Raw genomic sequence first — 26,389 nt, 5'->3', positions numbered from 1 at the left:
TGAGACTGCGACTGAAAACTAAATTTAAAGGTTCTTCAAATAAGTCTTTCTCTGACAGTGAATAATTGGGTCAAAGTTTTTCCAAAGTAAATGGATGGCATTATTTTCTAATAACTCTGGAGTTCTAATGCAAGTCTGAATTCCTTTGGCAGAAAAAGTCTTGTAATATTCATCAAAAATAATAGCGGTTACACCTTTATTCTGATATTCAGGATGAACTCCGATGAGGTAAAAAACAACATCTTTACTATGTTTTTTAGCCTTTAGTAATTGCAGAAAACCAAACGGAAATAATTTACCTCTTATTTTTTGCAACGCTTCTACAAAACTCGGCATTACAATACTAAAAGCTACTAGCTTATCGTCTTTGTCTAAAACGAATTTAATGTATTCTGGATTGATAAAGCTAATGTATTTCTTTTTAAAATATTCTTTTTGAACATCTGAAATTGCTACAAATGAAGCCAGTTTTTCGTAAGATTCATTGAACAAATCAAACATTTCGTCTACATAAGGCATAATGTCTTTTGTTTTGGTAAACGTAAGAGATTTTAATCCGTAGCGTTTTTTGATTAGTTCTTGAGCTTTTTGAAAAAACTCTGGTTTTACATTTGAGAAAGGAAATATACTTTCGATAAATTGTTTTTCAATCTGAAATCCTAATTGTTCTAAATGTGTTACATAATAAGCGTGGTTGTACCATGTAATCATAGTCCCAATTTGATCATACCCTTCTGTCAGAACTCCTACTTTATCTAAATTAGAGAAGCCCATTGGTCCTTCAGCATGCTCTAAATTATGTTTTCTTCCTAATTCAAAAACTTTTTCAAGCAATGCTTTTGTAACCTCAATATCATCAATTACATCAAACCATCCAAAACGCACTTTTCTCTTATGCTGATTGTTAACTTCAGCCCAATTGATAATAGCAGTAATACGTCCAACAATTTTATTGTCCTTATAAGCTAAATAAAAATAAGCTTCAGCATTATCAAATGCTGGATTTTTGGTTTTATCAAAAGATTCCAATTCGTCTGAAATAATGGGTGGCACCCAATACGGATTATCCTTGTATAATGAAAAAGGAAATTTGATGTATTCGGTTAATTCTTTCTTGCTTTTGGCTTCTTTAATTGTAATCATTAAGGTGGTATTGAGAGTTTTTAATAAAAAGACTCTGGGTTATTTTACGCTTTATTCGTATTTTGCTTTACGTTTTCTTTCTTTTTCCTGATAATCAACTTTTTTGTCGTTATCAGGATTCTTTTTAGCTCTGTCTGCAGCTTTATTTTCAATTTGTTTTTCTTTGTACCATCCGTCATAACGCCATGATACACCTACACCTCCATATAAAATAGATGGCGTATTTTTAAAATTAGTACTTATCGACGCATCAACTTGCATGTTGGAAGAAAGAAGGAAAGCAGCTCCTCCGCGAAGAATTGAATCGCTATAGAAATCGCTTTTATATCCTTGATTTTCAACAAAACCAGACCATCTGTCGTTAAATCCGTGCGTCAAAGTTAATACATATCCGTAACTTGGATAGTCTGTTCCAATATAATCTGCAATAATATTGGTTACAAAAACCCAAGCGCCGCCTCCCAATAAATTTTGAGTAATCAACGAAACCTTTGGAGAAATAGCACCATCAGGAGAAAAGTAATAAGGATTATTTGCTCCAACAAAATTAGCACCTGCGAAAACAGAAACAGCTGGAATTAACTCGCGCCATTGAAAATTACGATTGGCTTTATAGCTGTAAATGTTTACTTCTCTTTTATAATTTTTATAAGGATCATAAATAAGGTATTTAGCTCCTAAAACCGTTTGTCTAAAGTTATTTTTTTTGTAGCTAATGTACGGAGTGTCAAAGCTTTCTGTTTGGTATTGTAAGTCAGCAATAAATTCTAATTGTTCGAGAAAAGCTCCATAACGAATGGTAAGATCTGTGCCAAATCCGCTTGCATCATATCCTAATAAATCGTGTTTTTCTTTAATGCCATAAACGCCAAGTTCGGCCTGAATTACAGATTTTCCAACAGCATATGCCGACATGGTTTCTCCTGGGCGATTGGAATTAATAACGTCAGTATATTGCGCAAAAAACAGTTGTGGAATAAAAAAAAGTACCGGGCAAGTAAGTTTTTAATTTTGAACATATAAATTTTTTTGGGTTAAAAAATAATAACGCATTTCAAATGTACATATTTTATTATTTATTTAAGATTCATATTTTATTTTTAAGAAATGGATTTATTAATTTTGGAAAAAAATATATAGTTATGCAAGAAGCATCATTTTCAGGTTTGTTTAAGACCATCATGTGGGTTATAGCTTTTTATTACATTTTTAAATTTTTAGCTAGAATCTTTTTGCCAGTATTGGTTAAAAAGGCAGTAGAAAATGCTAGTGAAAATTTTCAAAGACAACAACAGCAGTATAATCAAGGCAATACATATCAGAACAATCGCAATACAAATAATAATGATGAAATAATCATTAATACTGCTAATGCTAAAAATCCGCGCGAAACCAAAAAAGTGGGAGAGTATGTCGATTACGAAGAAATAGATTAGATTTGTGTCCTGAAAATTTAGGATTCATTTTAACCCAAACTAGCCAAAATTGAAAATAGTAAATAAGTTCTATCCGCATGCCCTTGTTATCTTGGGCTTTATTTTTGTTTCGTTAATTTATTTTTATCCAGTTCTACAAGGAAAACAGATATTCCAGTCTGATATTGCTCAATACACCGGAATGGCAAAAGAGCAAAATGACTTTAGAGCAATGGAAAATGCTGAACCTTATTGGACAAACTCCGCTTTTGGAGGTATGCCGACATATCAGCTGGGAGCAAATTATCCGAACGATTTTATTGGTAAAGTCGATGACGTTTTACGTTTTCTTCCGCGTCCTGCAGATTACTTATTTTTATATTTCCTTGGTTTTTATGGCTTATTATTGGTTTTAAAAACAGATCCTTTGAAAGCTTTCATTGGCTCTATTGCTTTTGGTTTTTCAACTTACATGATCATCATTTTAGGAGTTGGTCATAACGCCAAAGCACATGCTATTGCCTATATGCCTTTGGTAATTGCTGGGTTTATACTCGTCTTTCAGAAGAAGTATATTAAGGGAGGTCTGCTCACCATGTTTGCAGTGGCATTAGAAATTAGTGCCAATCACTTCCAAATGACCTATTATTTATTGATTTTCTTATTGATTCTTTCAGGTTATTATGCTTACAATTTTATCAAAGAAAAAGATTTTAAAGGACTTTTAATTTCTTGTGGCGTTTTGCTAGTTGCTGGAATTTTTGCTTTAGGAGCAAATGCAGGTAATTTAATGGCAACAAATGAATATGCTAAATACAGTATCAGAGATAAAAGCGAGTTGACTTTTAATCCAGATGGATCTAAAAATGAAACCACTGCTTCTATGACCACAGATTATATTACTGAATATAGTTATGGTATTGCAGAAAGTTTAAATTTAATTGCTCCAAGAATTTTTGGAGGTTCAAGCCATGAAAACGTTGGTACAGACAGCCGTATGTATGCGTTTATGGTTGAGCAAGGAGTTCCTGCTTCTCAAGCTCAGGATTTTGTTTCGGGAATGCCAACGTATTGGGGAGATCAGCCAATTGTTTCTGCGCCAGCTTATATTGGAGCAGTAGTTTTCTTTTTGGCTGTTTTAGCGCTATTTATAGACGAAAGAAAAATCAAATATGTTTTCCTTGCTGGAGCGCTTTTCACTTTAGTGCTTTCTTGGGGTAAAAACTTCTCTTTATTGACAAACTTCTTTATTGAATATGTTCCTTTATACGATAAATTTAGAGCAGTATCTTCGATTCAAGTTATTTTAGAATTATGTTTCCCTGTTTTAGCTGTTATGGGATTACAATCATTCTTTAAAGCTAAAGACGAACCAAAATTGCAAGAAAAAGCATTATTGCAAACAGGAGTTTTTGGTTTAGGAATTCTTGTTATTTTATTAATTGCTAAAAGTTTCTTCCATTTTACAGGAATGAACGATAATGCTTATTTGGAAAGCTACGGGCCAGGTTTTGTCGATGCTTTGAGAGAAGATAGAATGACGATGTATTATGCAGATTTATTACGATCTGGGTTCTTAATCGTAGTTACATTTGTAGTGTTATGGATGTTTATTAAAAACAGATTTTCTCAAACTACAACTTTAATCGTTATTGGGATTGTAATGATTTTTGATTTGTTTTTTGTGGATAAAAAATACGTTTCTGCTAAAGATTTTGTTAGCCCAGTCCAAATTACAGCGCCTTTTCAAGAAACACCTGCAGATGCTCAAATATTAAAAGATACTTCTGTTTACCGCGTATTTGATCTTCAAGGACAATTGCAAGGTAGATCTTCATACTTCCATAAAACTATTGGAGGTTATAGTGCTGTAAGACCGAGAAGAATGCAACGAATTGTACGATTATCAAATTGCTAAAAACAATTTAGAAGTGCTTAATATGCTTAATGTTAAGTATGTAATTCAAGTGGATAAAGACGGAAACCAAATTCCTGCTGTTAATCCAGACGCTAACGGAAATGCTTGGTTTGTAGGTGCAGTAAAACTGGTAAATAAACCAGATGACGTAATGAAAGCGTTGAATACTCTAGACACTAAGAAAGTAGCAGTTTTCAATGTTCACGAGCATGAAAGCAAATTTCAAAATGCAAGATTAAAGAAAGCTTTTGACACAACAGGAACTATTAAAGTTGTTACTTACAAGCCAAATTATATCAAATATAAATCAGAAAATAATGGAGACGGTTTAGCTGTTTTCTCTGAAATGTATTATAAAAATGGTTGGAACGCTTATATAGATGGTAAACTAACAGATCATTTCCCTGTTGATTATGTTCTAAGAGCAATGGAAGTTCCTGCTGGAAAACACACCATTGAATTTAAATTTGAGCCTCAAATTATTAAAACTGGAGGAACAATTACTTTAATAAGTTCAATTGGAATGTTGTTGCTTTTAGCTGGGGGAATTTATTTTGAGGGTAAAAATTCTAGCAAGAAAAAAGAGGCCTAGAACTTCTAAACTCTAAATTTGCACTTTAAAATAGAAAACTGATTTCCATTGGAACAAAAAAAACTTTTAATAATTACCTATTATTTCCCGCCTGCGGGTGGGCCTGGTGTACAGCGTTGGCTGAAATTTGTAAAATATTTGCCAGAATTTGATGTGCAGCCAATAGTTTATGTTCCAGAAAACCCAACTTATCCAATTGTTGATGAGGGGTTAGTAAATGAAATATCAGATAAAGTAATTGTTTTAAAAAATAAGATTTGGGAGCCTTACCAATTGGCTTCCATTTTTTCGAAAAATAAAACCAAGAAAATTAGTTCAGGTATTTTTCCGCAAAAGAAAAAACAAACTTTTTTGGATAAAACATTTCTTTGGGTTCGAGGAAATCTTTTTATTCCAGATGCACGTGTTTTTTGGGTAAAACCATCTGTTTCTTATTTAGAAAAATACATTCAAGACAATAATATTGATACGATTGTAACTTCTGGACCACCACATAGTTTGCACTTAATTGGTCTAGAATTACAGCAGAAATTAAACGTAAAATGGTTTGCCGATTTTCGCGATCCTTGGACAACAATAGGCTATCATAAAGCGCTTCGTTTGTCTTCTTATGCTGAAAAAAAACATAAAAGTTTAGAGCATAAAGTGCTTAATGCTGCAGATGAAATCATTGTAACAAGTAAAACTACTAAAACTGAATTTGAGGCTATTACCAATAAGCCAATTACGGTAATTACAAATGGTTACGATGTAGAAACAGTCGAAAAACAAACTTTAGACACGAAATTTACTTTGGCTCATATTGGATCTTTCTTGTCTGATAGAAATCCGCCATTTTTATGGGAGGTTTTGGTTGAATTGCTGAAAGAAGTTCCAGAATTTAAATCTCATTTAGAAATTAAATTAATTGGAGCGGTAAGTCAGGAAGTTTTAGATGCGATAGAAGAAAATCAGCTGAAAGAATATTTAAATTTAGTGGGTTACGTTTCTCACAAAGAAGCTGTTGCGCATCAAAGAAAATCTCAAGTTTTACTTTTAATAGAAATTAATTCTGAAGATACGAAAAGTATCATTCCAGGGAAATTGTTCGAATACATGGTTTCAAACCGTCCAATTGTTGCAATTGGACCTCAAGGTTCTGACTTTGCCGATATCGTAACGCAGACCAATACTGGAGTATTTTTTGATTATTCTGAGAAAGCGAAGTTAAAAAGTGTAATTTTGGACTTTTTTAATCAGTTTTTGGAAGGGAAGTCTGCAATCGCATGGAATTGGTTTACAGCAATATTCAAGAAAAACCTAACCAAACAATTGGCACAGCTGATTAAAGGATAATCATTAAACATCAAATACAATCTAAACTCAAGAAATGGGTATTGTCTTAAATCAGTCTTTTAAAAACACTATAATTACATACATTGGTTTTGGTATCGGAGCCATTAATACATTATATCTTTATCCCGTTTTTCTTGGGGCAACATATTATGCTTTAACCAATTATATTACATCTGCCGCAAATGTAATCATGCCTTTGTTTGCAATTGGAATGCAGAATACGCTTGTAAAGTTTTATTCGCAATATAAAACAGAAGAAGAAAGAGAGCAGTTTTTGTCTTTTACAGCGTTATTTCCTGTTTTAATGTGTATTCCGTTAGGACTTATCGGAATCTTCTTTTATGATGATATAACCGATTTTGTTTCTAAAGAAAATCCTGTAGTTCGCGAATTTATGCTTCTAATTCCGTTTATCGGAATCTGCATGGCTTATTTTGAGATTTTTTACGCGTGGGCGAGAGTGCATATGCATTCTGTTTTTGGAAACTTTATTAAAGAAGTTGGCTTGCGATTGCTTTCTACAATTGCCTTAGTCGGATTATATTTCAATTGGATTTCGCTGGTTGAATTCGTTTATATAACGGCAGGAATCTATTTTTTTGCATTTTTGATTACGATGTTTTATGCCTTTTATATCAAAAAACCGAATTTCCAAATTAGTATTCCAGAGAATGTAAAAGCGGTAATGGAATATACTTTTTACATTATTCTTTCAGGAAGTGTTGCCAATTTGCTTTTAGATGGAGATAAACTGATTTTGAATCAGTACATGAAAATTGAAAATATTGCATATTATTCGGTTGCTACTTATATCGCTTTAGTAATTTCAGTTCCGAGCCGCGCAATGCACCAAATTGTGTATCCAATTACGGCTAAATTAATGCATGAAAACAAGCATGATGAGTTAAATAGACTTTACAAAAAGACGTCTATTAACTTGCAGATAGTGGGCGGATTTGTAATGCTTTGCATCTTTGTAAATATTCATCAGCTGTATGAATTAGTTCCTGCAGAATATAGTGGCGGAATCCCAGTAGTTTTTATGATTGGTCTTTCGAAGTATTTCGATTTGATTTTAGGAAATAATAATGCTATTATTTTCAATACAAAATATTACCGAATGGTACTTTATTTAGGATTAATGTTGGTTGTTCTAACGGTAATTTTAAATGTTATTTTTATCCCTATTTTAGGAATTTTTGGTTCTGCTTTTGCAACACTTCTTTCAATTACCTTATATAGTTTGGCGAAATTGCTTTTTGTGGTTAAAAAGCTGGATTTGTATCCTTTTACAAAACAAACTATTCATTCGATACTTTTAACTTTTGTATTGTTTTTGGTTTTTGTTTTCTGGGAGTTTCCATTTTTCCAATTGATTAGTATTGCTCTAAAATCTATTTTAGTGACGATAGCGTATGTGTATTTGAATTATAAATTCAAAATTTCATCTGATATCAATAATGTTATTGATTCTATTTTTAAGAAATTAGGTTTTAAAATTTGATCTGATTTTTCTGTAAAAAAGAAAGTAATTTAAAAATCATAGCTTTTTTGTTTTATATTTGTTAGAAAGGATAACTGACTTATTTCTAATTGAATATGAAAATAAAAGTACTTAGGTTATTAGCTTTCTTTTTTGTCTTGTTTTCTTTTTCGGTAATTGCTCAGAAAAATAATCTGAAAAGCCTTGAAAAAGAACCTGTAACAGTAAAATTAAAAGGTTATCCAGTAAAACCTTTTAACGACACGCTTTTTTTTGTTTATCATAATGTTGGTTCCTTTTCTGCAAAAGAGAGGGCGCAATACATAACGAATAAGATTAAAAGGCTGTACAATGAATCGTTTTTCGAGAAAGATTCTATAAAAATTATTCCTTCAGATGTTTCTATGGATATTGTGTACCAAAGCGATTTGGTAATAATGTCTGTTTTGGAAGCCGATGCAAAAGCGGAAAATACTACGATAAAGGCTATTGCTAATCGCAATCTGGCTAAAATTAAAAGTGCTATAATATATCAGAATGAAAATTATTCGCAACTTCCTAAACGAATTGGTTATACAGCATTACTAACCCTTATAATTGGGTTGGTTTTATTTTTAACAGCGAGAATTTTCAATTATATAAGAAAATATATTGTAAAGAATAGAGCAAAATATTTTAAAGGAGTAAGTTATAATTCCATAAAAATATTATCTCCAGAGAAACAACAGTTTTTGGCGCTCCGTTTTTTTGGAATCATAAAAATAATCACGCTTATTTTAATTGTATATCTTTCGCTTCCTGTTTTATTTAGTATTTTCCCTGCTACAAAAGACTATACTACTACATTGCTCAAATGGATCTTGACACCAGCAAAATCTGCGGTTATGGGATTCGTAAGCTTTCTTCCAAGTTTGTTTACTATAATTGTAATTATCATTATTTTTAAATATTCGCTTAAGGTTATTAAATTTTTCTTTGATGAAATAAAATCAGAAAACATTAAAATTGATGGCTTTTACAGCGACTGGGCCTTGCCGACATTTAATGTGATTAGATTGCTGATGTATGCTTTCATGCTGGTAATCATTTTTCCGTATTTGCCTGGGTCAGATTCGCCTATTTTTAAAGGAGTTTCGGTTTTTGTTGGAGTTTTATTTTCACTAGGTTCCTCTAATGCTATTGCTAATATGGTAGCGGGTTTGGTAATTACCTATATGCGTCCGTTTAAAATTGGGGATTATATAAAAATTGGAGATGTAAGTGGAGAAGTAATTGAAAAAACGGCTTTAGTTACCAGAATCAGAACGCCAAAATTTGAAGATATTACGATTCCAAATGCTACTGTTTTATCAAGCACTTCTACTAATTATTCGGCAAACACAAATCAGTCCACAAACGGATTATTAATCCATACCACAGTTACAATTGGGTATGATGTGCCTTGGAAAGACATACATGCCGCTTTGATACACGCTGCTTTAAATACTGATATGATAGAAAAAGAACCTAAACCGTTTGTGCTTCAAACCAGTTTAGACGATTTTTATGTTTCCTATCAGATTAACGTTTATACCAAAGAGCCAACAAAGCAACCACGAATTTATTCATCGCTTCATCAGAATATTCAGGATTCTTTTAATGCGGCAGGAATTGAGATCATGTCGCCACATTACGGTGCTTTGCGTGATGGAAACACCACAACGATTCCGCCAAATTATTTAAAAGAAGATTATGAATCTCCTGTTTTTAATATTAAAAATAAAGGTTAAATTATTGATAACGTGTGATTAAATTTAAAAATTTAACACTTGAATATTTTGTAATTAATCGAATTAAAATTAACTTTAACATGAAAGTTTAGCATTACTTTGAAGAAATTGCAAAAATATTTCTAACAAAATACCTAATTACAGGTATTGTTTTATTTTTTCAGGTTAAATAATTTTGCAAGAAATTGTGGACGAATAAAAAGTTATTGGATTAATTGTAGATTAAAGTTAATTATGAAAAACAATCATCTCAGCCAGGAACAAAGCATGCAAGTATTTTCTAATATGATTTCAAACAAGGTTCATAATGGATTTACTTTAGAAGAGAGAAATGATGAGTTGCTTTTCGCGGTCTTATCTAAAGGAGGAAAAGTAGTTAATCACAGTTTAAATTTTCTGATTTTTTGTTTAACTCTAGGTTTATGGTCATTTGCGTGGCTTTATCTCACCCTTGAGGCTTCAAAACAGAAAAAGATTTTAGTAGCTATAGACGAAGATGGATTTCCTTTTGAGGAAAGATGTTTGGTAGCCTAGTAACATTAAAAAAAGAGAAATAAAATATAAAGCCATAAATACAAACTAATCAATTGTATTTATGGCTTTATTATTTGAAATAAGGTAACTTTTATAGTTTGTCTTTTAAGTAGACTCCAGTAACAGATTCTTTTACTTTTACAATATCTTCTGGAGTTCCAGAAGCAAGTAAATAACCTCCATTTTCTCCACCTTCAGGACCTAAATCAAGTATCCAGTCAGCACATTTTATTAAATCAAGATTATGTTCGATTACAATTATCGAATGTCCTTTTTCTATTAAAGCATCAAACGAAGCTAAAAGCTTTTTAATATCATGAAAATGAAGACCAGTTGTAGGTTCGTCAAAAACAAACAAAGCTTTATCTTTTGTTGCTCCTTTAACCAGAAAGGAAGCTAGTTTAATACGCTGTGCCTCTCCACCAGAAAGCGTAGAAGAAGATTGTCCTAATTGAACATAGCCTAAACCGACATCTTGAAGAGGCTGTAATTTTTGAGTGATTTTTGACTGCTTATTTTTTTCGAAAAAAGCAATCGCATCATCAATTGTCATGGTTAGAATGTCATTGATGTTTTGGTTGTCAAAAGTAACTTCTAGGATCTCTTTTTTAAATCGTTTTCCACCACAAGTTTCACAAGGAAGCGAAACATCGGCCATAAAAACCATTTCAACATTTATAGAGCCTTCTCCTTTACAAGTTTCGCATCGGCCTCCATCGACATTAAAAGAGAAATGTTTAGCTTGATAGCCTCTTATTTTTGATAATTTTTCTTTCGCATATAAATCACGAATATCATCATAAGCCTTGATATAGGTGACAGGATTTGATCTTGAACTTCTTCCAATCGGATTTTGGTCTACATATTCAATATGTTTAATCTGCGAAAAAGAACCTGAAATTTCAGTGAATTGTCCAGCTTTTTCGGCAAGCACTTTCCAATTTTTTTTGTACCGCAGGAAATAAGATTTTCTTAATTAAAGTACTTTTTCCACTTCCAGAAACACCTGTAACTACGGTTAAAACATCTAAAGGAAAAGTAACGTTAATATTTTTTAAGTTGTTTTCGCGCGCGCCAATTATGTCGATATGATTCTTGAATTTTCTTCTCTTCTTAGGTACAGAAATCTCTAAATCTCCATTTAAATATTTTGCGGTTAAAGAATCCGATTTTAGGATTTCGTCATAAGTTCCTTGTGCAACCAACTTTCCTCCAAAAGTTCCAGCTTCTGGACCAATGTCAATAATCATATCGGCAGCTTTCATGATATCTTCATCGTGTTCAACCACAATTACAGTGTTACCTAGATCGCGTAGAGAAAGCAAAACTTTAATTAATCTTTCAGAATCTTTTGGATGAAGACCAATACTTGGCTCATCAAGAATATACATTGATCCAACCAAGTCTGCTTCCAAGAGAAGTTGCTAGATTGATACGTTGTGATTCTCCTCCAGAAAGAGTGGCAGAATTTCTATTTAAAGTAAGATAATCTAAACCAACTTCTGTTAAAAATGACAAACGATTATTGATTTCGACCATTAAACGTTTAGCAATCTGCTGTTCGTATTGATTTAATTCGATGTTTTTAAAGAAAGTAACCAAATGTTTAATTGGTAAATCAACCAGATCAGAAACTGTTTTTCCGTTGATTTTTACATAAGATGCTTCTTCTCGTAAGCGTTTTCCTTTACAAGTATGGCATTTTGTTTTACCACGATAGCGCGAGAGCATTACTCGGTTTTGTATCTTATAGTTTTTCTCTTCTAGTTCTCTAAAGAAATCATTAAGTCCTTGAAAATACTGATTTCCAGTCCAAATTAAATCTTTTTGTTCATCAGTTAATTGGAAATAAGGTTTGTGAATTGGAAAATCAAATTTGTAAGCGTGTTTTACCAATTCGTCTTTATACCAGCTCATGCTGTCGCCACGCCATGGATATATGGCACTTTCGTAAATCGATAATGAAGTATTTGGAACAACTAAATCAGCATCAATGCCGATTATGTTTCCATAACCTTCACAGACTGGACAAGCTCCATACGGATTATTAAAACTGAACAAGTGAACATTTGGCTCTAGAAAAGTCATTCCGTCAAGCTCAAAATTATTAGAATAAGAAAATCTCTTTTCAGCATTTAATTCTTGCAGATAGCAAATTCCTTTTCCTTCAAAAAAAGCAGTTTGAACAGCATCAGCAAGACGATTGAAGAATTCTTCTTCTTCTTTTACAACGATACGATCAATAATCAATAAAATGTCTTTATTGTCAAGTTGATGTAAGTCTGAAGCAGAAAATTCGTCTAAACGAACCATTTCGTTATCCACTAAAATACGAGCAAAACCTTGTTGCAAAAGCACTTTCAGTTTGTCTTCTAAAAGTCTGCCTTCTTCAAGATGAATAGGAGCAAGTAATAGCCACCTGCTGTCAAGAGGAAGACTCTTAACATCAGAGATTACATCTGTAACGGTATTTTTTTTGACTTCTTGTCCAGAAATAGGAGAATAGGTACGCCCAATTCTAGCAAACAGAAGTTTGATATAGTCGTAAATTTCAGTAGAAGTTCCAACGGTTGAACGAGCATTGGTTGTGTTAACTTTTTGCTCTATGGCAATTGCTGGAGCAATACCTTTAATATATTCTACTTTTGGTTTGTCTAAACGGCCCAAAAACTGACGTGCATAAGAAGATAGACTTTCTACATAACGTCTTTGTCCTTCTGCATATAAAGTGTCAAAAGCTAAACTCGATTTTCCTGATCCTGAAAGACCTGTAATAACAACCAGTTTATTTCTCGGAATAACCACATCTACATTTTTTAAATTATGTACTTGTGCTCCTTTAATTATAATATTTGATTTTGGATCTATTTTAGAAAGGTCAATTTGCATAAAAAAGTCAATTTTTACAAAAGTAATCAATTTTGAGTAGAGTTTTGTTAAGGATATTGTTCCAAATCTTAACAGAATTACGACATATGTTTTTGATTTTATGGGGATTTTTTTTCGGCAAAATTTGTTATTTCATATTAAAATACCCTACTTTAGAACTGTTTTAGTATTATTTTAATATCCTGACCAAATTTTGAAAACTACACTAACTACCTTACTTTTTTTAATAAATTCCCTGTTGTTTTCTCAGGAATTTCCGCCAATCATTAAATATTCTCCTTCTGTTTATGGAGCTGGAAATCAAAGCTGGATGATTTCGCAGGATCATAATAATTATTTGTATTTCGCCAATAACGACGGATTATTAGAATATAACGGAACTAGTTGGCAATTATATCCAGGGCCAAACGAAACTATTATTCGTTCTGTAAAAGTAATTGGCAATAAAATTTATACAGGAAGTTATATGAATTTTGGTTTTTGGACCAGAAAGGAAGATGGAAAACTTAAATATACTTCGCTAAGCGACGGTATAAAAAATAAGATCTTAGACGATGAACAGTTTTGGAATATTCTTAAATATGATCATTGGATTTTATTTCAGTCTTTAAACCGAATTTATATTTACGATACCAAAACGGGAAAGTTTAAAATAATTGCGCCCAAAAATGGTGTTGTAAAATCGTTTGCCTCGACAAATGCAATTTATTTTCAGACTTCTAAAGAAGGGCTTTTTGAAATTGAAAGCGGTAGAGCAAAACTAATTTCAGATGATCCGATTTTAAAAAAGTTTACAGTTGCCAATATTTTTACGATAGATGATGGTTTATTGCTTCAAACGCAATTAGATGGTATTTACAAACTTTCGGGAAATTCTTTAACCCATGTTGTTACTGATGTTGATGCTGAATTAAAATCAAGTTTTGTATACAGCAGCCAGCGCTTGCAGGACGGAAGTTTTGCTTTAGGAACTGTATCAAACGGAATTTTTATTTTATCTGATAAAGGAAAGCTCAAATACCATCTTACGCAGAGTAAAGGTTTAAGTAATAACACTGCTTTATCGCTTTTTGAAGATAAAGACCAAAATTTATGGACGGGACTTGATAACGGAATCAACTGCATCAATATGCAATCGCCAGTGCATAGTTTTACAGATGATACGGGAGTTTTAGGAACGGTTTATGCATCTGCCATTCATAACGGAATGCTATATATAGGAACCAATCAGGGATTGTTTTGCAAGCCTAATCAAAGTAATTCGGAATTTAAGTTTATAAATGGAACAAAAGGGCAGGTATGGTCTTTATTTGTTTATGATAATACGCTTTTCTGCGGACATGATTCGGGAACTTTTATTGTGGTAAATGAAAGCGCCAAGAGTATATTTTCGGCTTCTGGAACTTGGAAATTCGAGCATATTCCAGGAAACAAAAATCAGTTACTTCAAGGAAATTATTATGGCATTTCGGTTTTAGAAAAAATAAACAATCAATGGGTTTTTAGAAATAAAATTCAGGGTTTTGATTATTCTTCTCGATATTTTGAAATAGGAAACGATTTTGATGTTTATGTAAGCCATGAATACAAAGGGATTTTTAGATTAAAACTTGATAAATCATTATTAAAAACACAAGACTTTTTTGCTTACAAAAGTCCAGATAAAGGTAAATATGCCAGTTTAACAAAATTCAACAATTCGATTTACTATGCTTATAAAGGCGGCATTTTTAAATTGAATGCTAAGACAAGACAATTTGTAAAAGACAGCGTATTAAGTTCCATTTTTGAAAAAGACGAATATACATCTGGTAAATTAATAGTTGATAATTCTAATAAAATCTGGCTTTTCTCCAAAAACTACATTCATTATTTCTCGGCAAGTAAACTAAGTAATCAATTAAAAGAAAATTTAATTCCGATACCTTCTTCTTTGACCAACTCGATGCTAGGTTATGAGAATATCACGCAGATTTCTAAATCTACTTATTTAATAGGAACTACAGACGGGTATTATACATTAAATATTGACGACTTAAGTTTTAAAAACTACAATGTTTTTATTACAGATATTACCATCAATAAGCAAAATGAAACTTTTAAAAATGTGGGTATTTTAAGTGAAGGAAGCTTCAAATCTGATGAAAATAATATAACGCTCAATTATACAGTTCCAGAATATAATAAGTACATTAATTCTGAATACCAATATTTATTAGAAGGTTTTCAGAATGAATGGAGCGAATGGAGTACAAAAGCAACTGTAAATTTTAAAAATCTACCTCCAGGAAAATATACCTTTAGAGTAAGAGCCAAATATGCGAATACCATTTTGCAGAATACGGCTTCGTATACATTTGTAGTTTTAAAACCTTGGTATTTAACAAATCTGGCTTACTTTATTTATTTCCTCTTACTGCTAACAATGGCTTATTTTATTAATAAGGCATATCGAAATTATTATCAAAAGCAAAAAGAAAAACTAATAGAAGAAAATAATCTTTTGTTAGAAATCAAAGAGCTTGAAAACGAACAGCAGTTAATGAAACTTCGCAACGAACAGCTTTCGCAGGATGTTGATAATAAAAACCGCGAATTGGCAGTTTCGACCATGAGTTTGAATAGTAAAAACGAATTATTGGCTTTTATTAAGGAAGATTTGAAAAAAACTGCTCAAAACGATAGTTCAAATATCAAATCTGTAATTAGCACCATAAATAAAAATATTACCGAAGAAGATTCTTGGAATGTATTTAAGGAAGCATTTGATAACGCCGACAAAGATTTCTTGAAAAGGATTAAACAAATGCATCCCGCCTTAACGCCTAACGACCTGCGTTTATGTGCCTATTTGAGACTAAATCTTTCATCAAAAGAAATAGCTCCAATGTTTAATATTTCAGTGAGAAGCGTTGAAATAAAAAGATACCGTTTGAGAAAAAAAATGGATTTACAGCACGAAAACGGTTTAGTTGAATATATTTTGGCTGTATAGTATTTTAAAAAACGACTCTAAATAACTATACATTACCTCAACATTAAGCTTTTGTTGGGAAATTGCGCGCTAAATGTTAAGAAAATTAACATTGATAAATTATAGTTATACAACGGTATTTTTTATTATATCCTGATTTTGCAGTATATTTTTTTGTGATGTATGTTTTTTGTTGAGGTTAATTTTATCGTTTTCATAAACGGAACAAATAAATTTAGCTTTCAATAAAAACTAACTAATTATGAAATCTAAATTATTACTGCCAGTATTATTACTGTTTACATCTTTTGCATTTTCGCAAAACTTAGATGTATCAGGAACGGTACTTGATGCTTCTGGATTATCATTGCCAGGCGTAAACGTAAAGGTTAAAAATTCGTCTAAAAGTACAACCACAGACTTTGACGGATCTTTTAAACTGACTGATGTTCCAAAAGGAACCACAATTGTTGTAAGTTATATTGGTTACAGAACGCAAGAAGTTGCTGTTTCTGGAACTAAAATGACGATTAGAATGAACGACGATACCAAGTCACTTGACGAAGTCGTTGTTATTGGTTACGGTACTCAAAAGAAAAGAGAGGTTACTGGAGCTGTAGCTGTTGTAGACAGTAAAACACTAGATGTCTTGAAACCAGCAAGAATCGAACAAGCTCTACAAGGAACAATTTCGGGTGTGAATGTCACAACGCAGTCAGGAGCGCCAGGAGCACCGCTTGATATCCGTATTCGTGGTATAGCTACAAATGGTGAAAACAAACCTGCCACTATTATTGATGGATATGTTGGTGATTTAGGACTTTTTGAATCCTAACGACATTGAAACAATTACGGTTTTAAAAGATTCGCAGGCAGCTATTTATGGGGTTCTTGGAGCAAACGGAATCATTTTGGTTACTACTAAAATGGGGAAAAAGAATTCTAAAACTAGAGTTTCTTTTAATAGTTATGCTGGTTTTCAGCAGACTTCAAGAAAAATGCCAACTTTAAATGCTACAGAATATGCTTTGCTTTTAAATGAAAGTTATGCAAACGGTGGAAAACCAATCCCTTATCCTAATGTAAGTGGGTTAGGAAAAGGAACAGATTGGCAGGATGAAGTTTTTCAAAATGCTCCAATTATTAATAACGATTTGACAATTTCTGGAGGATCAGATAAAATTACTTATTCTATCAGTGGTTCTCATTTAGATCAGGAAGGTATTGTTGGCGGAGATAAATCTGGCTTTTTAAGAAATACAGCCAGAATTGCTCTTGGTGCTGATTTAAGTGATAAAATCAAATTAAAGACGAATGTTATTTATACGTATTTTACGAGAAATACATTAAATGAAAATGGTCTGGGTTCTGTACTTTTTAATGCTTTAAACGTTCCAGCAACCTTAAGTCCGTACGATGCAAATGGTGATTTTAGTCTAGTACCTAGTACAACAGGTTTAGGAACAGAAATTATTAACCCGTTAGCACAAATTGCAAATACGTACAATGATTATAACTACAAAAAATTAAACGGAAATTTTGGTTTAGATTATAAAATCTTTAAAGGATTTACCTTATCAAGTTCTATAGGTTTTAATACTTCAAACAGCGAATCAAAAACGTTTAATAAACAAATTAGTTATGGCGGAAAAGTTTTTGATGTACAGAGAAGTTCTGTTACTCAAGGAGCTGTAAATGATAACAATTATTCATTTGACCTTTTTGGAACATACAATACAAAAATTGCAGAAGCACATAATATTACCGGAACTTTAGGAACAACAATTTATAAAGAATGGGGTAACGGATTATATGCAACTGGTTTTGATGTACCAAATAATGCATGGGAAAATGCAGATATCTCTTTAACAAAAGGAATTTCAAATACACTTACAAACAGTGCTTATGTGTATGATCAAAGAAGACTTTCTTATTTTGGAAGATTACAATACGATTTCAAAGGAAGATATTTACTTTCTGCGATAATTAGACGTGATTCTTCTACAAAATTTGGCCCTGGTAATAAAGTAGGTTATTTTCCTTCTGTAACGGCAGGATGGGTAGTTTCTGATGAGAGTTTCTTTGGAGAGTCAAAATTTGTAAACTTCTTGAAATTTAGAGCAAGTTATGGAACTTTAGGAAATGACCAGATTCCTAATCTTGGCTATTTAGGACTTTTAAATGGAGAGGCAACCTATGTATTTGATGGTACTTTAGTAAACGGAACAGCAAACGGGCAAGTGCCAAATCCAAATTTAAAATGGGAACAAGCTCAAAAGTTTGATGTTGGTTTAGATTTAAAAATATTAAATGATAAAATATTTATCGCAAGCAGATTATTTTTCAGATATCAGAAAAGATTTATTGATTCCTAATATTCCAGTTTCAGGTATTAACGGTACCGAGCTCCAGGTGCTAGCGCGCCAACTTTAAACGCAGGAACAGTTAAAAATTCTGGTTTTGAATTTGCGATCGATTATAAAGATAAATTTTCTGATGATTTTACTTTCAGTATAGGTTACAATGTGACTTTCCTGAAAAACAAAGTTACTGAAGTAAATAACGGAACAGGATTTATTGAAGGCGGTGCTTTTGGTGTCGGACAGCCAGCTCCTTCAAGAATGGAAGTAGGTAGACCAATGGGATATTTTTATGGATATAAAACCGATGGAATTTTTCAAAGCCAAGCCGAAGTTGATGCACATCCATCACAGTTAGCTTTAGGAGCAAATGCTGCGCCTGGAGACATTCGTTATGTTGACTTAAACGGAGACGGTGTAATTGATACAAAAGATAAAACCAATATTGGAGATCCAATTCCAGATGCTACAATGGGTTTCAATTTGCAATTAAATTACAAAGCTCTTGATTTTGCGGTATTTACATTTGCATCAATAGGAAACGATATGGTTCGTAACTACGAAAGAACACTTTCTGATGCTAATCGTATTAATTATGTTTTAGACAGATGGACAGGACCAGGTACAAGTAATTCTACACCAAGAGTAACAACAGGAGCAACATCTAATAATGTATTCTCTGATTATTTTGTAGAAGATGCTTCTTATTTAAGAATTCAAAATGTACAACTTGGTTATACACTTAATTCGGAAATATCAAAAAGAGCAGGAGTTTCTAAATTAAGACTTTATGCAGGAGTAAATAATCTTTACACCTTTACAAAATACAAAGGTTTTGATCCAGGTGCTTCTTTTGGCCCTACTAATAGAGACAATACTTCACAGTCTCCTATTGGAGCTGGAATCGATTATGGTTTCTATCCAATTCCAAGAACATATTTAATGGGCTTAAACATTAATTTTTAATTTCAGTTAAAATGAAAAAGTATTTATTTATATCCACTATAACACTGGTTTTTTTCTCGACCGTACTAACATCATGTTCGGATGAGTTTGTAGATCCAAAACCAGAATATTCTATCGACTCAGAGAATTATTTTAATTCTAAAGAAGAATATGACAATGCATTAATTGCGACTTACGATTTACTGCAGTCTTCTTATGTAAATGTTTTATTAGGAGAAATTGCTTCAGATAATACACTTTGTGGAGGAGAAAGTCCAACCGATGTAATTGGTTTTCAGCAGATCGATGATATGATTCATACACCTGTAAATAGCAATTTAAGAGACATCTGGAATTGGATGTTTGCTGGTGTTCAAAGAGCCAATTATATTCTTGAATTTCAAAACAAAACAGATTTTCCGGGAAAAGCCCAAGTTATTGCAGAAGCACGTTTTTTAAGAGCGTACTATCAGTTTGAGTTAGTTAAATGGTTTGGAGGTATCCCAATGAAAGGCGATGCGAGATTTAAAATTGGCGATGAAAAGACAATTCCCCGATCGTCTGTTGAAGAAGTTTACGCTTCTATAGAAGCCGATTTAATTTTCGCATCTGCTAATCTATCTCCAAACGCAGCACAGCAAGGGCGTATTACAAAAGGTGCAGCTCAGGCATTATTAGGAAAAGCATATTTATACCAAAATAAATTTGCTCAGGCTGCAGCTTCGCTTGACGCTGTTATTACTTCTGGAAAATACAAATTGGTAACAGATTACAACTCAATGTTTGAAGCAGAAGGAGAAAACGGAACAGAATCTATTTTTGAAGTTCAGTATACAGATGTTGAAGGAGCAGGATTTGGATGTTTGCAGTGTAGTGAAGGAAACGTAGCAGTTGGTTTTAACGGTATTCGTAACTATTCAGGTCCTTTATTTTCTTCTGGGTACAGTTTTAATATTCCAACTCAAGATTCGTTTGATGCCTTTAAAACTGGAGATAAACGTAAAGACGTTGCCATCTTAGATATCAACGCATGGGCTTTGGCTAATGCTTCTTACGACAATGGAAACGGTATTACATTCGGAAAAGGAAATGAAGATACAGGTTTCTTCAATAGAAAATATCTGCCAAGAAAAAGAAGTAAAGATGCAGCAGGAGATTTGAATTTAACAAATCCAAACAACTACAGAGCAATTCGTTATGCAGATGTATTGTTAATGGCTGCTGAGGCTTATAATAGAGGCGGAATTGATGATGGAAAAGCAAGAACGTATTTAAATGAGGTGAGAAGACGTGCATTTGGAGATACAAATCATGACATTGCAACTTCTGGCGCGGCCCTTACAGATAATATTTTAGACGAAAGAAGACTTGAGCTTTTTGGAGAAGGACATCGTTTCTTTGACTTAGTAAGAACTGGTAAAGCCGCAGGAACTATTCCTGGCTTTAAAGCAAATAAAAACGAATTATTTCCAATTCCAATTGAAGAAATTCAGTTTGCAAACGGAAACTGGGCACAAAATCCTGGATACTAAAAAACATCAATTATGAAAAAAATACATTTTATTATAAATTTTTTCGTTTTGGCAGTACTCATAGGCTGTGCAAACGATGACTTAGATATTGATTTAGACGGAATAGCCGCACCAACAAATATTTCGGTTTTAACAACAGTTACGCAGGATAATACTGGAAAAGTTACTTTCCTGCCAAAAGGTGAAGGTGCATCACAGTACAAAATTAGTTTTGGCGACGGAACACCTGACTCTGATTATGCAGGAGTTGGATCGACTATTTCTCATATTTATAAAGAAGGTGTTTATAAGTCTAAAATTATTGCATCTGGACTTAACGGAAAAACAGCCGAAATAGAAAAAGAAGTAGTGGTTTCTTTTAGAGCTCCAGAAAATTTAAAAGTTGTAGTAACAAATGATAAATTAGTTTCTAATAAAGTAACCGTTACAGCAACTGCAGATTTTGCCTTGTTTTACGATGTGTATTTTGGAGAAGCAGGACATCCTGATCCAATTTCGGCTAATAATGGAGAGCCAGCTTCATATACTTATCAGGCACCAGGAGTTTATACGATTAGAGTAGTTTCTAAAAGTGCGGCTATTAAAACAACTGAACATACAGAAGAAGTTACCGCAAAATTGGTGTTAAACCCAACAACATCTGCACCTGCGCAGCCAGGTAGACAAGCGGGAGATGTTATTTCTATTTTCAGTTCTAAATATACAGACCTTGCAGGAACTAATTTTAATCCAGGATGGGGACAATCAACAACGTTTGCTGAATTTGATTTAGACGGAGATAAAATGTTGAACTATAATAACCTAAACTATCAAGGAATTGGTTTGGCAGACGGTGTAACTATAGATGTTTCAGAAATGGAATACATTCACATGGACATATGGACAGCAGATTTAGATAAATTGGCCATATTCCTTATTAGTCAAAATAAACCAAATGGAGAAAGAAAGGTTGTAAAAGATCTTACGGCAAAACAATGGACAAGTATTGATATTCCAATTTCGGACTTTACAAGTCAGACTGGTTTTACAGTTACAGATATTTACCAATTAAAATTAGACTCAGATCCAACACCAGGTAAGAATATTTATATCGATAATATTTATTTCTATAAAACAGCTTCTCAATCAATAGGGTTGCCAATTGATTTCGAATCTACGAGTTTAACTTACGCTTGGGGCGGATTTGGAAGTGTAGATGCTTCTGTCGTTGCAAATCCTAATAAAACCGGACTAAATGTTTCTGATAAAGTAGTCAAATTAGACAAAAAGATAGGAGCAGAAACCTGGGGAGGAGCAAGTTTAAATCTTGAAAATTCATTTGACGCTTCAAAAGGAACTAAAGTAAAAGTAACAGTTTGGTCGCCAAAAGCAGGAGCAAAAATATTATACAAAATGGAGCTTTCTACGTCACCAAAAGACGGTAATGGAAATCCAACTGTTTTTGTGCAGGTAGAGGTGCCGACAACGGTTGCTAATGGCTGGGAAGTATTGACATTTGATCTTACAACTGAAGCTTCTTTCAATAGCACTATAAAATACGACAGAGTAATTTTGTTTCCAGATTTTGGAACAACAGGAACAGGAGAAACGTATTACTTTGATGATATAAAACAATCCAATTAAAACAAGAAATCATGAGCAAAAAATTAATTATAAAGATAGTATCCTTATTTACGATTCTCTTGATGACGGGTTGTCAGAAAGACGATTATACATTCGGATCAATTACTACGCCATCTAATTTAAAGGTAACAGCCGAAATTGTGGGTAAAACAGCCGATGCTCCTTATGGAGACGGATCTGGAATAGTAAAGTTTGTAGCAACAGCAGATAATGCCATTTCGTATAAATATGTTTATCCAGATGGATCTTCAGATAATGCTCCAAGTGGGAAAATCACTAAAAGATTTACCAAAACTGGAGTTAATACCTATACAGTAACTGTTCTAGCAACAGGAGCAGGAGGAGTGGCTACAAATACCACAATCGATGTTGAGGTGCAAAGTGATTTCAGCGACGATGAAGCAGTTCAATTGCTTACAGGCGGTTCTTCTAAAAAATGGTATTGGGCAGCAGCAGAACCAGCACATCTTGGTGTAGGACAGAACGATGGTGATGCAGCGAATAACTTCTTCCCTAATTATTATAAAGCAGGACCATTTGAAAAAGCAGGTTCTCCAAACAGCAGCTGTTTGTATGATAATGTATTAACATTCTCTCTTGATGGTGAAGTGCTTAAATTCCAATTGGATAACGGTGGTGCAACATTCTTCAATAAAGATTTTGGAAGCGTTGCTGGAGCATCAGGTCTATCAGAAGATATGTGTTTAAGCTATAATACTGGTGCTTGCAAAAATAGTTTCATTAAGCCCTTCAGAATCTGTTGTAATGAATAATCCAGACCATGCAGAACAAACAAGAGGAACAACAATGAACTTCTCTGATAACGGATTTATGGGCTATTATATTGGTCAAAGCTCTTATGAAATTTTATCGCTTACAGCCAATAGAATGGTAGTTAGAGCTGTAATGGGAGGAAACCCTTCATTAGCTTGGTATCATACTTTTACAACTACACCACCAAATCCAAATCCAGAACCATCTATTGATTATACAAAACTGGTTTTCGAAGATAATTTTGATAAAGATGGAGCACCAGATCCAACAAAATGGACCTACGATTTAGGACGTGGAAATAATGGCTGGGGAAATAATGAAAAACAAAACTATACCAACTCAGCTTCAAATATTGTAGTTGAAGGTGGGTTTTTGAAAATCACGGCTAAAAAAGAAAATTCTGGCGGTGCAGAATATTCATCTGCAAGATTAAAATCGGATGGGAAATATGCTTTTAAATATGGTAAAGTTGAGGTTCGAGCTAAATTGCCATCAGGTGGAGGAACTTGGCCTGCAATCTGGATGCTTGGACAAAATTATGCAACTAAAGAATGGCCAGAATGTGGTGAAATTGATATTATGGAGCACGTTGGAAACAGCCAGAATTTAGTTCATGGAACTTTTCATTATCCTGGTCGTTCAGGCGGAAATGCCAATACGGCTTCTAAAACTATTCCAAATGTTTCAACAGAGTTTCATGTTTACAAAGCAGTTTGGAGTGCAGAAACTATTCAGCTTTACGCAGACGATGTGTTGATCCATACATTAGCAAATACAAGTTCTTTACCTTTTAACAGCGAATTTTTCTTGATTTTAAATTTTGCTATGGGAGGTAATATGGGAGGCAATATTGATCCTGCTTTCACTCAATCTACAATGGAGATTGATTATGTTAGAGTTTATCAATAGGTTGATTAATTAGTAATTTTGAAGGCCAGTTGGTTACTGGCCTTCTTTTTTTAATACAAGAATACGATGAAGAAAATAATTTTAGTATTACTCATAACTAGTTTTGGCTTTGCCCAAGAGGCGAAAAGAAAACTTGTTTGGGAAGAAAATTTTAATAAAAAAAGCTTAAACGAATCGGTATGGAATTTTGAATTGGGAGACGGTTGTCCAAATTTATGTGGTTATGGAAATAATGAAAGACAGATTTATACAAAAACAAACCACGAATTTAAAGACGGAAATCTAATTATTGAAGCCAGAAAAGAAGGAGATAAATATACTTCGACTAAAATTACAACAAAAGGAAAAAAAGAGTTTAAATACGGCCGAATCGAAGCTAGGGCAAAACTCCCTATCGGACATGGTTTATGGCCTGCGTTTTGGATGCTTGGCGCCAATATTGATGAGGTAAAATGGCCAAAAACGGGTGAAATTGATATTCTAGAATATATCGGAAGAGATCCTCATATGGTATACACAACGCTTCATACGCAGGACAGTCATGGAAATACGATCAATACAAAACGAACTGAATTTCCAAATATTGAAGAAGGTTATCATGTTTACGCTATCGAATGGAACAAAGACAAAATTGATTTTTTTGTTGATACAAAACTAGTTTATACTTTTAATCCCGAAGTTAAAAACGAAGATACATGGCCATTTGACAAACCATTTTATATCATTGTAAATTTGGCAATTGGAGGTAATTTTGGAGGACCAGAGGTAGACGATTCTGTTTTACCGCAAAAATATTACGTTGATTATGTACGCGTTTATCAGTAATATATTGACAGTATAAACTAAAAAATAAGACAGATGAAAATGATTTAAAATGTTAATTGTAAGTTATTTACATCTGTTTTTTATTTAAGTAAAAAAAATCATCAGAATTCATTTTTTTTAGCTATTTTTATTAAAATCAAACTTTGCAGTAAAAAACTTAACGATTTATTATTAATTATTATTGCTTTTGTTTGCTTTTTAAAATAAATATTTGTTAAATTTGGTCAAAATATTAACATAACCCAATAAAAAAGAAACGCCTATATAAAAAAACTACTTTTTAGAAAATACTCCAAATTTTAAATTTTAAAACTAAAAAAAGTAGTTATTATGGCTGATCTGCATACTCCAGACGCTCTATTAGTAAAAAATTATGTTGACGGTAGTGAAGCTGCACTTGCAACATTAATAAAGAGGCATGAGTCTAAAATATATGGATTCATATATTCTAAGATTGCTGATAGAGATATTTCAAATGATATTTTTCAAGACACATTTATTAAAGTAATTAAAACTTTAAAAAGTAATTCTTATAACGAAGAAGGTAAATTTCTGCCTTGGGTAATGCGTATTTCTCATAATCTAATTGTAGATCATTTTAGAAAAACAAAGAAAATGCCAATGTACAGAGAAACAGAAGAGTTTTCTATTTTCTCTATCATGTCTGACGACGCATTGACAATTGAAGGCAAAATGATCGTAGATCAAGTCGAACTTGATTTAAAAAAATTAATAGGAGAGCTTCCAGATGATCAAAAAGAAGTATTGGTTATGCGTATGTATCAAGACATGAGTTTCAAAGAAATCTCTGAAGTTACTGGCGTAAGCATCAACACAGCATTAGGAAGAATGCGCTATGCGTTAATGAATTTGAGAAAAATTATAGAAAAACATCAAATTATTTTAACCAACTAATACTATTTTGATAATTAGTCCGTTATACTACTATAAAACATTTTTGATAGTATGGGGAAAATTTACTCAAAAAAAGCATTAGCTTCTAAAAATCTTAAACCTAAAAAAGAAGTCGTTTCTTTTTTATTGAATTATTCTAAAGCCTTGACAGTAGTTAAGATTGAAGATAAAAATTTTGAGATTATAGCTAACTAAACAGCCCACTGCTCCTGTCGGATGTTTATAAAAAAGAAACCAAATGGTCGTTTTGGTTTAAGAGCTCACTATTTGTATATTTTATGTACAAGTAGTGAGTTTTTTTATTTCTTCTTTTTTCCGAATTAAAAATATAAGTTTTTTACAGCATTTTTCTCTTGTTTTGTTAAAATTTAATATTTTGATCGGAATTTATGTGTTTATTTGGTTTTTAATTCTATTTTAGTTAAAAAACTACTTTTTTATTTGATAAATATGC

14 protein-coding genes and 4 pseudogenes are annotated in these 26,389 nt (G+C 32.7%); 15 read left to right on the top strand and 3 right to left on the bottom strand.

Features of this window, described 5'->3' with window-relative positions; genetic code table 11:
• Positions 1-24: 24 nt before the first annotated feature.
• Together P5P87_RS08465 and P5P87_RS08460 are read right to left on the bottom strand one after the other, a co-directional pair.
• The gene (locus P5P87_RS08465; RefSeq protein WP_278022229.1) at positions 25-1,143 is read right to left on the bottom strand and encodes a GTP cyclohydrolase; all 1,119 of its coding nucleotides are present in this window, start codon (positions 1,141-1,143) and stop codon (positions 25-27) included.
• 51 nt (positions 1,144-1,194) lie between these two features.
• Positions 1,195-2,058: a transporter gene (locus tag P5P87_RS08460; RefSeq protein WP_278022228.1), complete on the bottom strand. Its 864-nt coding sequence runs from the start codon at positions 2,056-2,058 to the stop codon at positions 1,195-1,197.
• A gap of 227 nt (positions 2,059-2,285) precedes the next feature.
• Between P5P87_RS08460 and P5P87_RS08455 the strand changes: the two genes are divergently transcribed.
• From P5P87_RS08455 to P5P87_RS08430, 6 genes and pseudogenes are all read left to right on the top strand, one after another.
• The gene (locus P5P87_RS08455; RefSeq protein ID WP_111378714.1) at positions 2,286-2,579 is read left to right on the top strand and encodes a DUF4834 family protein; all 294 of its coding nucleotides are present in this window, start codon (positions 2,286-2,288) and stop codon (positions 2,577-2,579) included.
• 49 nt (positions 2,580-2,628) lie between these two features.
• Positions 2,629-5,068, top strand: a pseudogene (locus P5P87_RS08450) (YfhO family protein).
• A gap of 48 nt (positions 5,069-5,116) precedes the next feature.
• Positions 5,117-6,403, top strand: a pseudogene (locus P5P87_RS08445) (glycosyltransferase family 4 protein).
• Positions 6,404-6,437: 34 nt separating this feature from the next.
• Complete coding sequence (locus P5P87_RS08440; protein WP_198857060.1) at positions 6,438-7,907, top strand: lipopolysaccharide biosynthesis protein; 1,470 nt, start codon at positions 6,438-6,440, stop codon at positions 7,905-7,907.
• A gap of 95 nt (positions 7,908-8,002) precedes the next feature.
• A complete protein-coding gene (locus P5P87_RS08435; protein ID WP_198857061.1) occupies positions 8,003-9,655 on the top strand; it encodes a mechanosensitive ion channel family protein in 1,653 nt (550 codons plus the stop codon).
• A gap of 234 nt (positions 9,656-9,889) precedes the next feature.
• Entirely contained in the window at positions 9,890-10,189 is a 300-nt protein-coding gene (locus P5P87_RS08430; protein ID WP_198857062.1) for a hypothetical protein, read from the top strand.
• A gap of 91 nt (positions 10,190-10,280) precedes the next feature.
• On the opposite strand, the pseudogene uvrA reads toward P5P87_RS08430, so the two are convergent.
• Positions 10,281-13,078, bottom strand: a pseudogene (uvrA, locus tag P5P87_RS08425) (excinuclease ABC subunit UvrA).
• A gap of 193 nt (positions 13,079-13,271) precedes the next feature.
• On the opposite strand from uvrA, the gene P5P87_RS08420 reads away from it, so the two are divergent.
• From P5P87_RS08420 to P5P87_RS08385, 9 genes and pseudogenes are all read left to right on the top strand, one after another.
• Positions 13,272-16,073 carry a helix-turn-helix and ligand-binding sensor domain-containing protein gene (locus P5P87_RS08420; RefSeq protein WP_278022226.1) on the top strand — a complete coding sequence of 934 codons (2,802 nt, stop codon included), beginning with the start codon at positions 13,272-13,274 and terminating at the stop codon, positions 16,071-16,073.
• Positions 16,074-16,314: 241 nt separating this feature from the next.
• A pseudogene (locus tag P5P87_RS08415) lies at positions 16,315-19,378 on the top strand (SusC/RagA family TonB-linked outer membrane protein).
• An 11-nt stretch (positions 19,379-19,389) separates the two neighbouring features.
• Positions 19,390-20,889, top strand: coding sequence for a RagB/SusD family nutrient uptake outer membrane protein (locus P5P87_RS08410; protein WP_278022225.1), 1,500 nt, complete (start codon positions 19,390-19,392; stop codon positions 20,887-20,889).
• Positions 20,890-20,901: 12 nt separating this feature from the next.
• Positions 20,902-22,512, top strand: coding sequence for a hypothetical protein (locus P5P87_RS08405; RefSeq protein WP_278022224.1), 1,611 nt, complete (start codon positions 20,902-20,904; stop codon positions 22,510-22,512).
• 11 nt (positions 22,513-22,523) lie between these two features.
• The gene (locus P5P87_RS25870; RefSeq protein ID WP_340696669.1) at positions 22,524-23,285 is read left to right on the top strand and encodes a hypothetical protein; all 762 of its coding nucleotides are present in this window, start codon (positions 22,524-22,526) and stop codon (positions 23,283-23,285) included.
• Positions 23,233-24,195, top strand: a complete 963-nt coding sequence (locus P5P87_RS25865; protein ID WP_340696668.1) for a glycoside hydrolase family 16 protein — start codon at positions 23,233-23,235, stop codon at positions 24,193-24,195. The genes P5P87_RS25870 and P5P87_RS25865 overlap by 53 nt, the downstream gene beginning before the upstream one ends.
• A gap of 66 nt (positions 24,196-24,261) precedes the next feature.
• Positions 24,262-25,020: a glycoside hydrolase family 16 protein gene (locus P5P87_RS08395; protein ID WP_198857068.1), complete on the top strand. Its 759-nt coding sequence runs from the start codon at positions 24,262-24,264 to the stop codon at positions 25,018-25,020.
• A 330-nt stretch (positions 25,021-25,350) separates the two neighbouring features.
• Positions 25,351-25,935, top strand: a complete 585-nt coding sequence (locus P5P87_RS08390) for an RNA polymerase sigma factor (RefSeq protein ID WP_198857069.1) — start codon at positions 25,351-25,353, stop codon at positions 25,933-25,935.
• 51 nt (positions 25,936-25,986) lie between these two features.
• A complete protein-coding gene (locus tag P5P87_RS08385; protein WP_198857070.1) occupies positions 25,987-26,130 on the top strand; it encodes a hypothetical protein in 144 nt (47 codons plus the stop codon).
• Positions 26,131-26,389 lie beyond the last annotated feature (259 nt).

The sequence above is a fragment of the Flavobacterium ginsengisoli genome (assembly GCF_029625315.1).
Taxonomy (GTDB): Bacteria; Bacteroidota; Bacteroidia; order Flavobacteriales; family Flavobacteriaceae; genus Flavobacterium; species Flavobacterium ginsengisoli.
The sequence above is the reverse complement of the archived record's forward strand: the minus strand, read 5'-3'. Positions and strand labels throughout refer to the sequence as shown.

Coding starts and splice junctions, on each gene's coding strand:
- P5P87_RS08465 (WP_278022229.1), bottom strand. CDS start 1,143: ATGATTACAATTAAAGAAGCCAAAAGCAAGAAAGAATTAACCGAATAC.
- P5P87_RS08460 (WP_278022228.1), bottom strand. CDS start 2,058: ATGTCGGCATATGCTGTTGGAAAATCTGTAATTCAGGCCGAACTTGGC.
- P5P87_RS08455 (WP_111378714.1), top strand. CDS start 2,286: ATGCAAGAAGCATCATTTTCAGGTTTGTTTAAGACCATCATGTGGGTT.
- P5P87_RS08440 (WP_198857060.1), top strand. CDS start 6,438: ATGGGTATTGTCTTAAATCAGTCTTTTAAAAACACTATAATTACATAC.
- P5P87_RS08435 (WP_198857061.1), top strand. CDS start 8,003: ATGAAAATAAAAGTACTTAGGTTATTAGCTTTCTTTTTTGTCTTGTTT.
- P5P87_RS08430 (WP_198857062.1), top strand. CDS start 9,890: ATGAAAAACAATCATCTCAGCCAGGAACAAAGCATGCAAGTATTTTCT.
- P5P87_RS08410 (WP_278022225.1), top strand. CDS start 19,390: ATGAAAAAGTATTTATTTATATCCACTATAACACTGGTTTTTTTCTCG.
- P5P87_RS08405 (WP_278022224.1), top strand. CDS start 20,902: ATGAAAAAAATACATTTTATTATAAATTTTTTCGTTTTGGCAGTACTC.
- P5P87_RS25870 (WP_340696669.1), top strand. CDS start 22,524: ATGAGCAAAAAATTAATTATAAAGATAGTATCCTTATTTACGATTCTC.
- P5P87_RS08395 (WP_198857068.1), top strand. CDS start 24,262: ATGAAGAAAATAATTTTAGTATTACTCATAACTAGTTTTGGCTTTGCC.
- P5P87_RS08390 (WP_198857069.1), top strand. CDS start 25,351: ATGGCTGATCTGCATACTCCAGACGCTCTATTAGTAAAAAATTATGTT.
- P5P87_RS08385 (WP_198857070.1), top strand. CDS start 25,987: ATGGGGAAAATTTACTCAAAAAAAGCATTAGCTTCTAAAAATCTTAAA.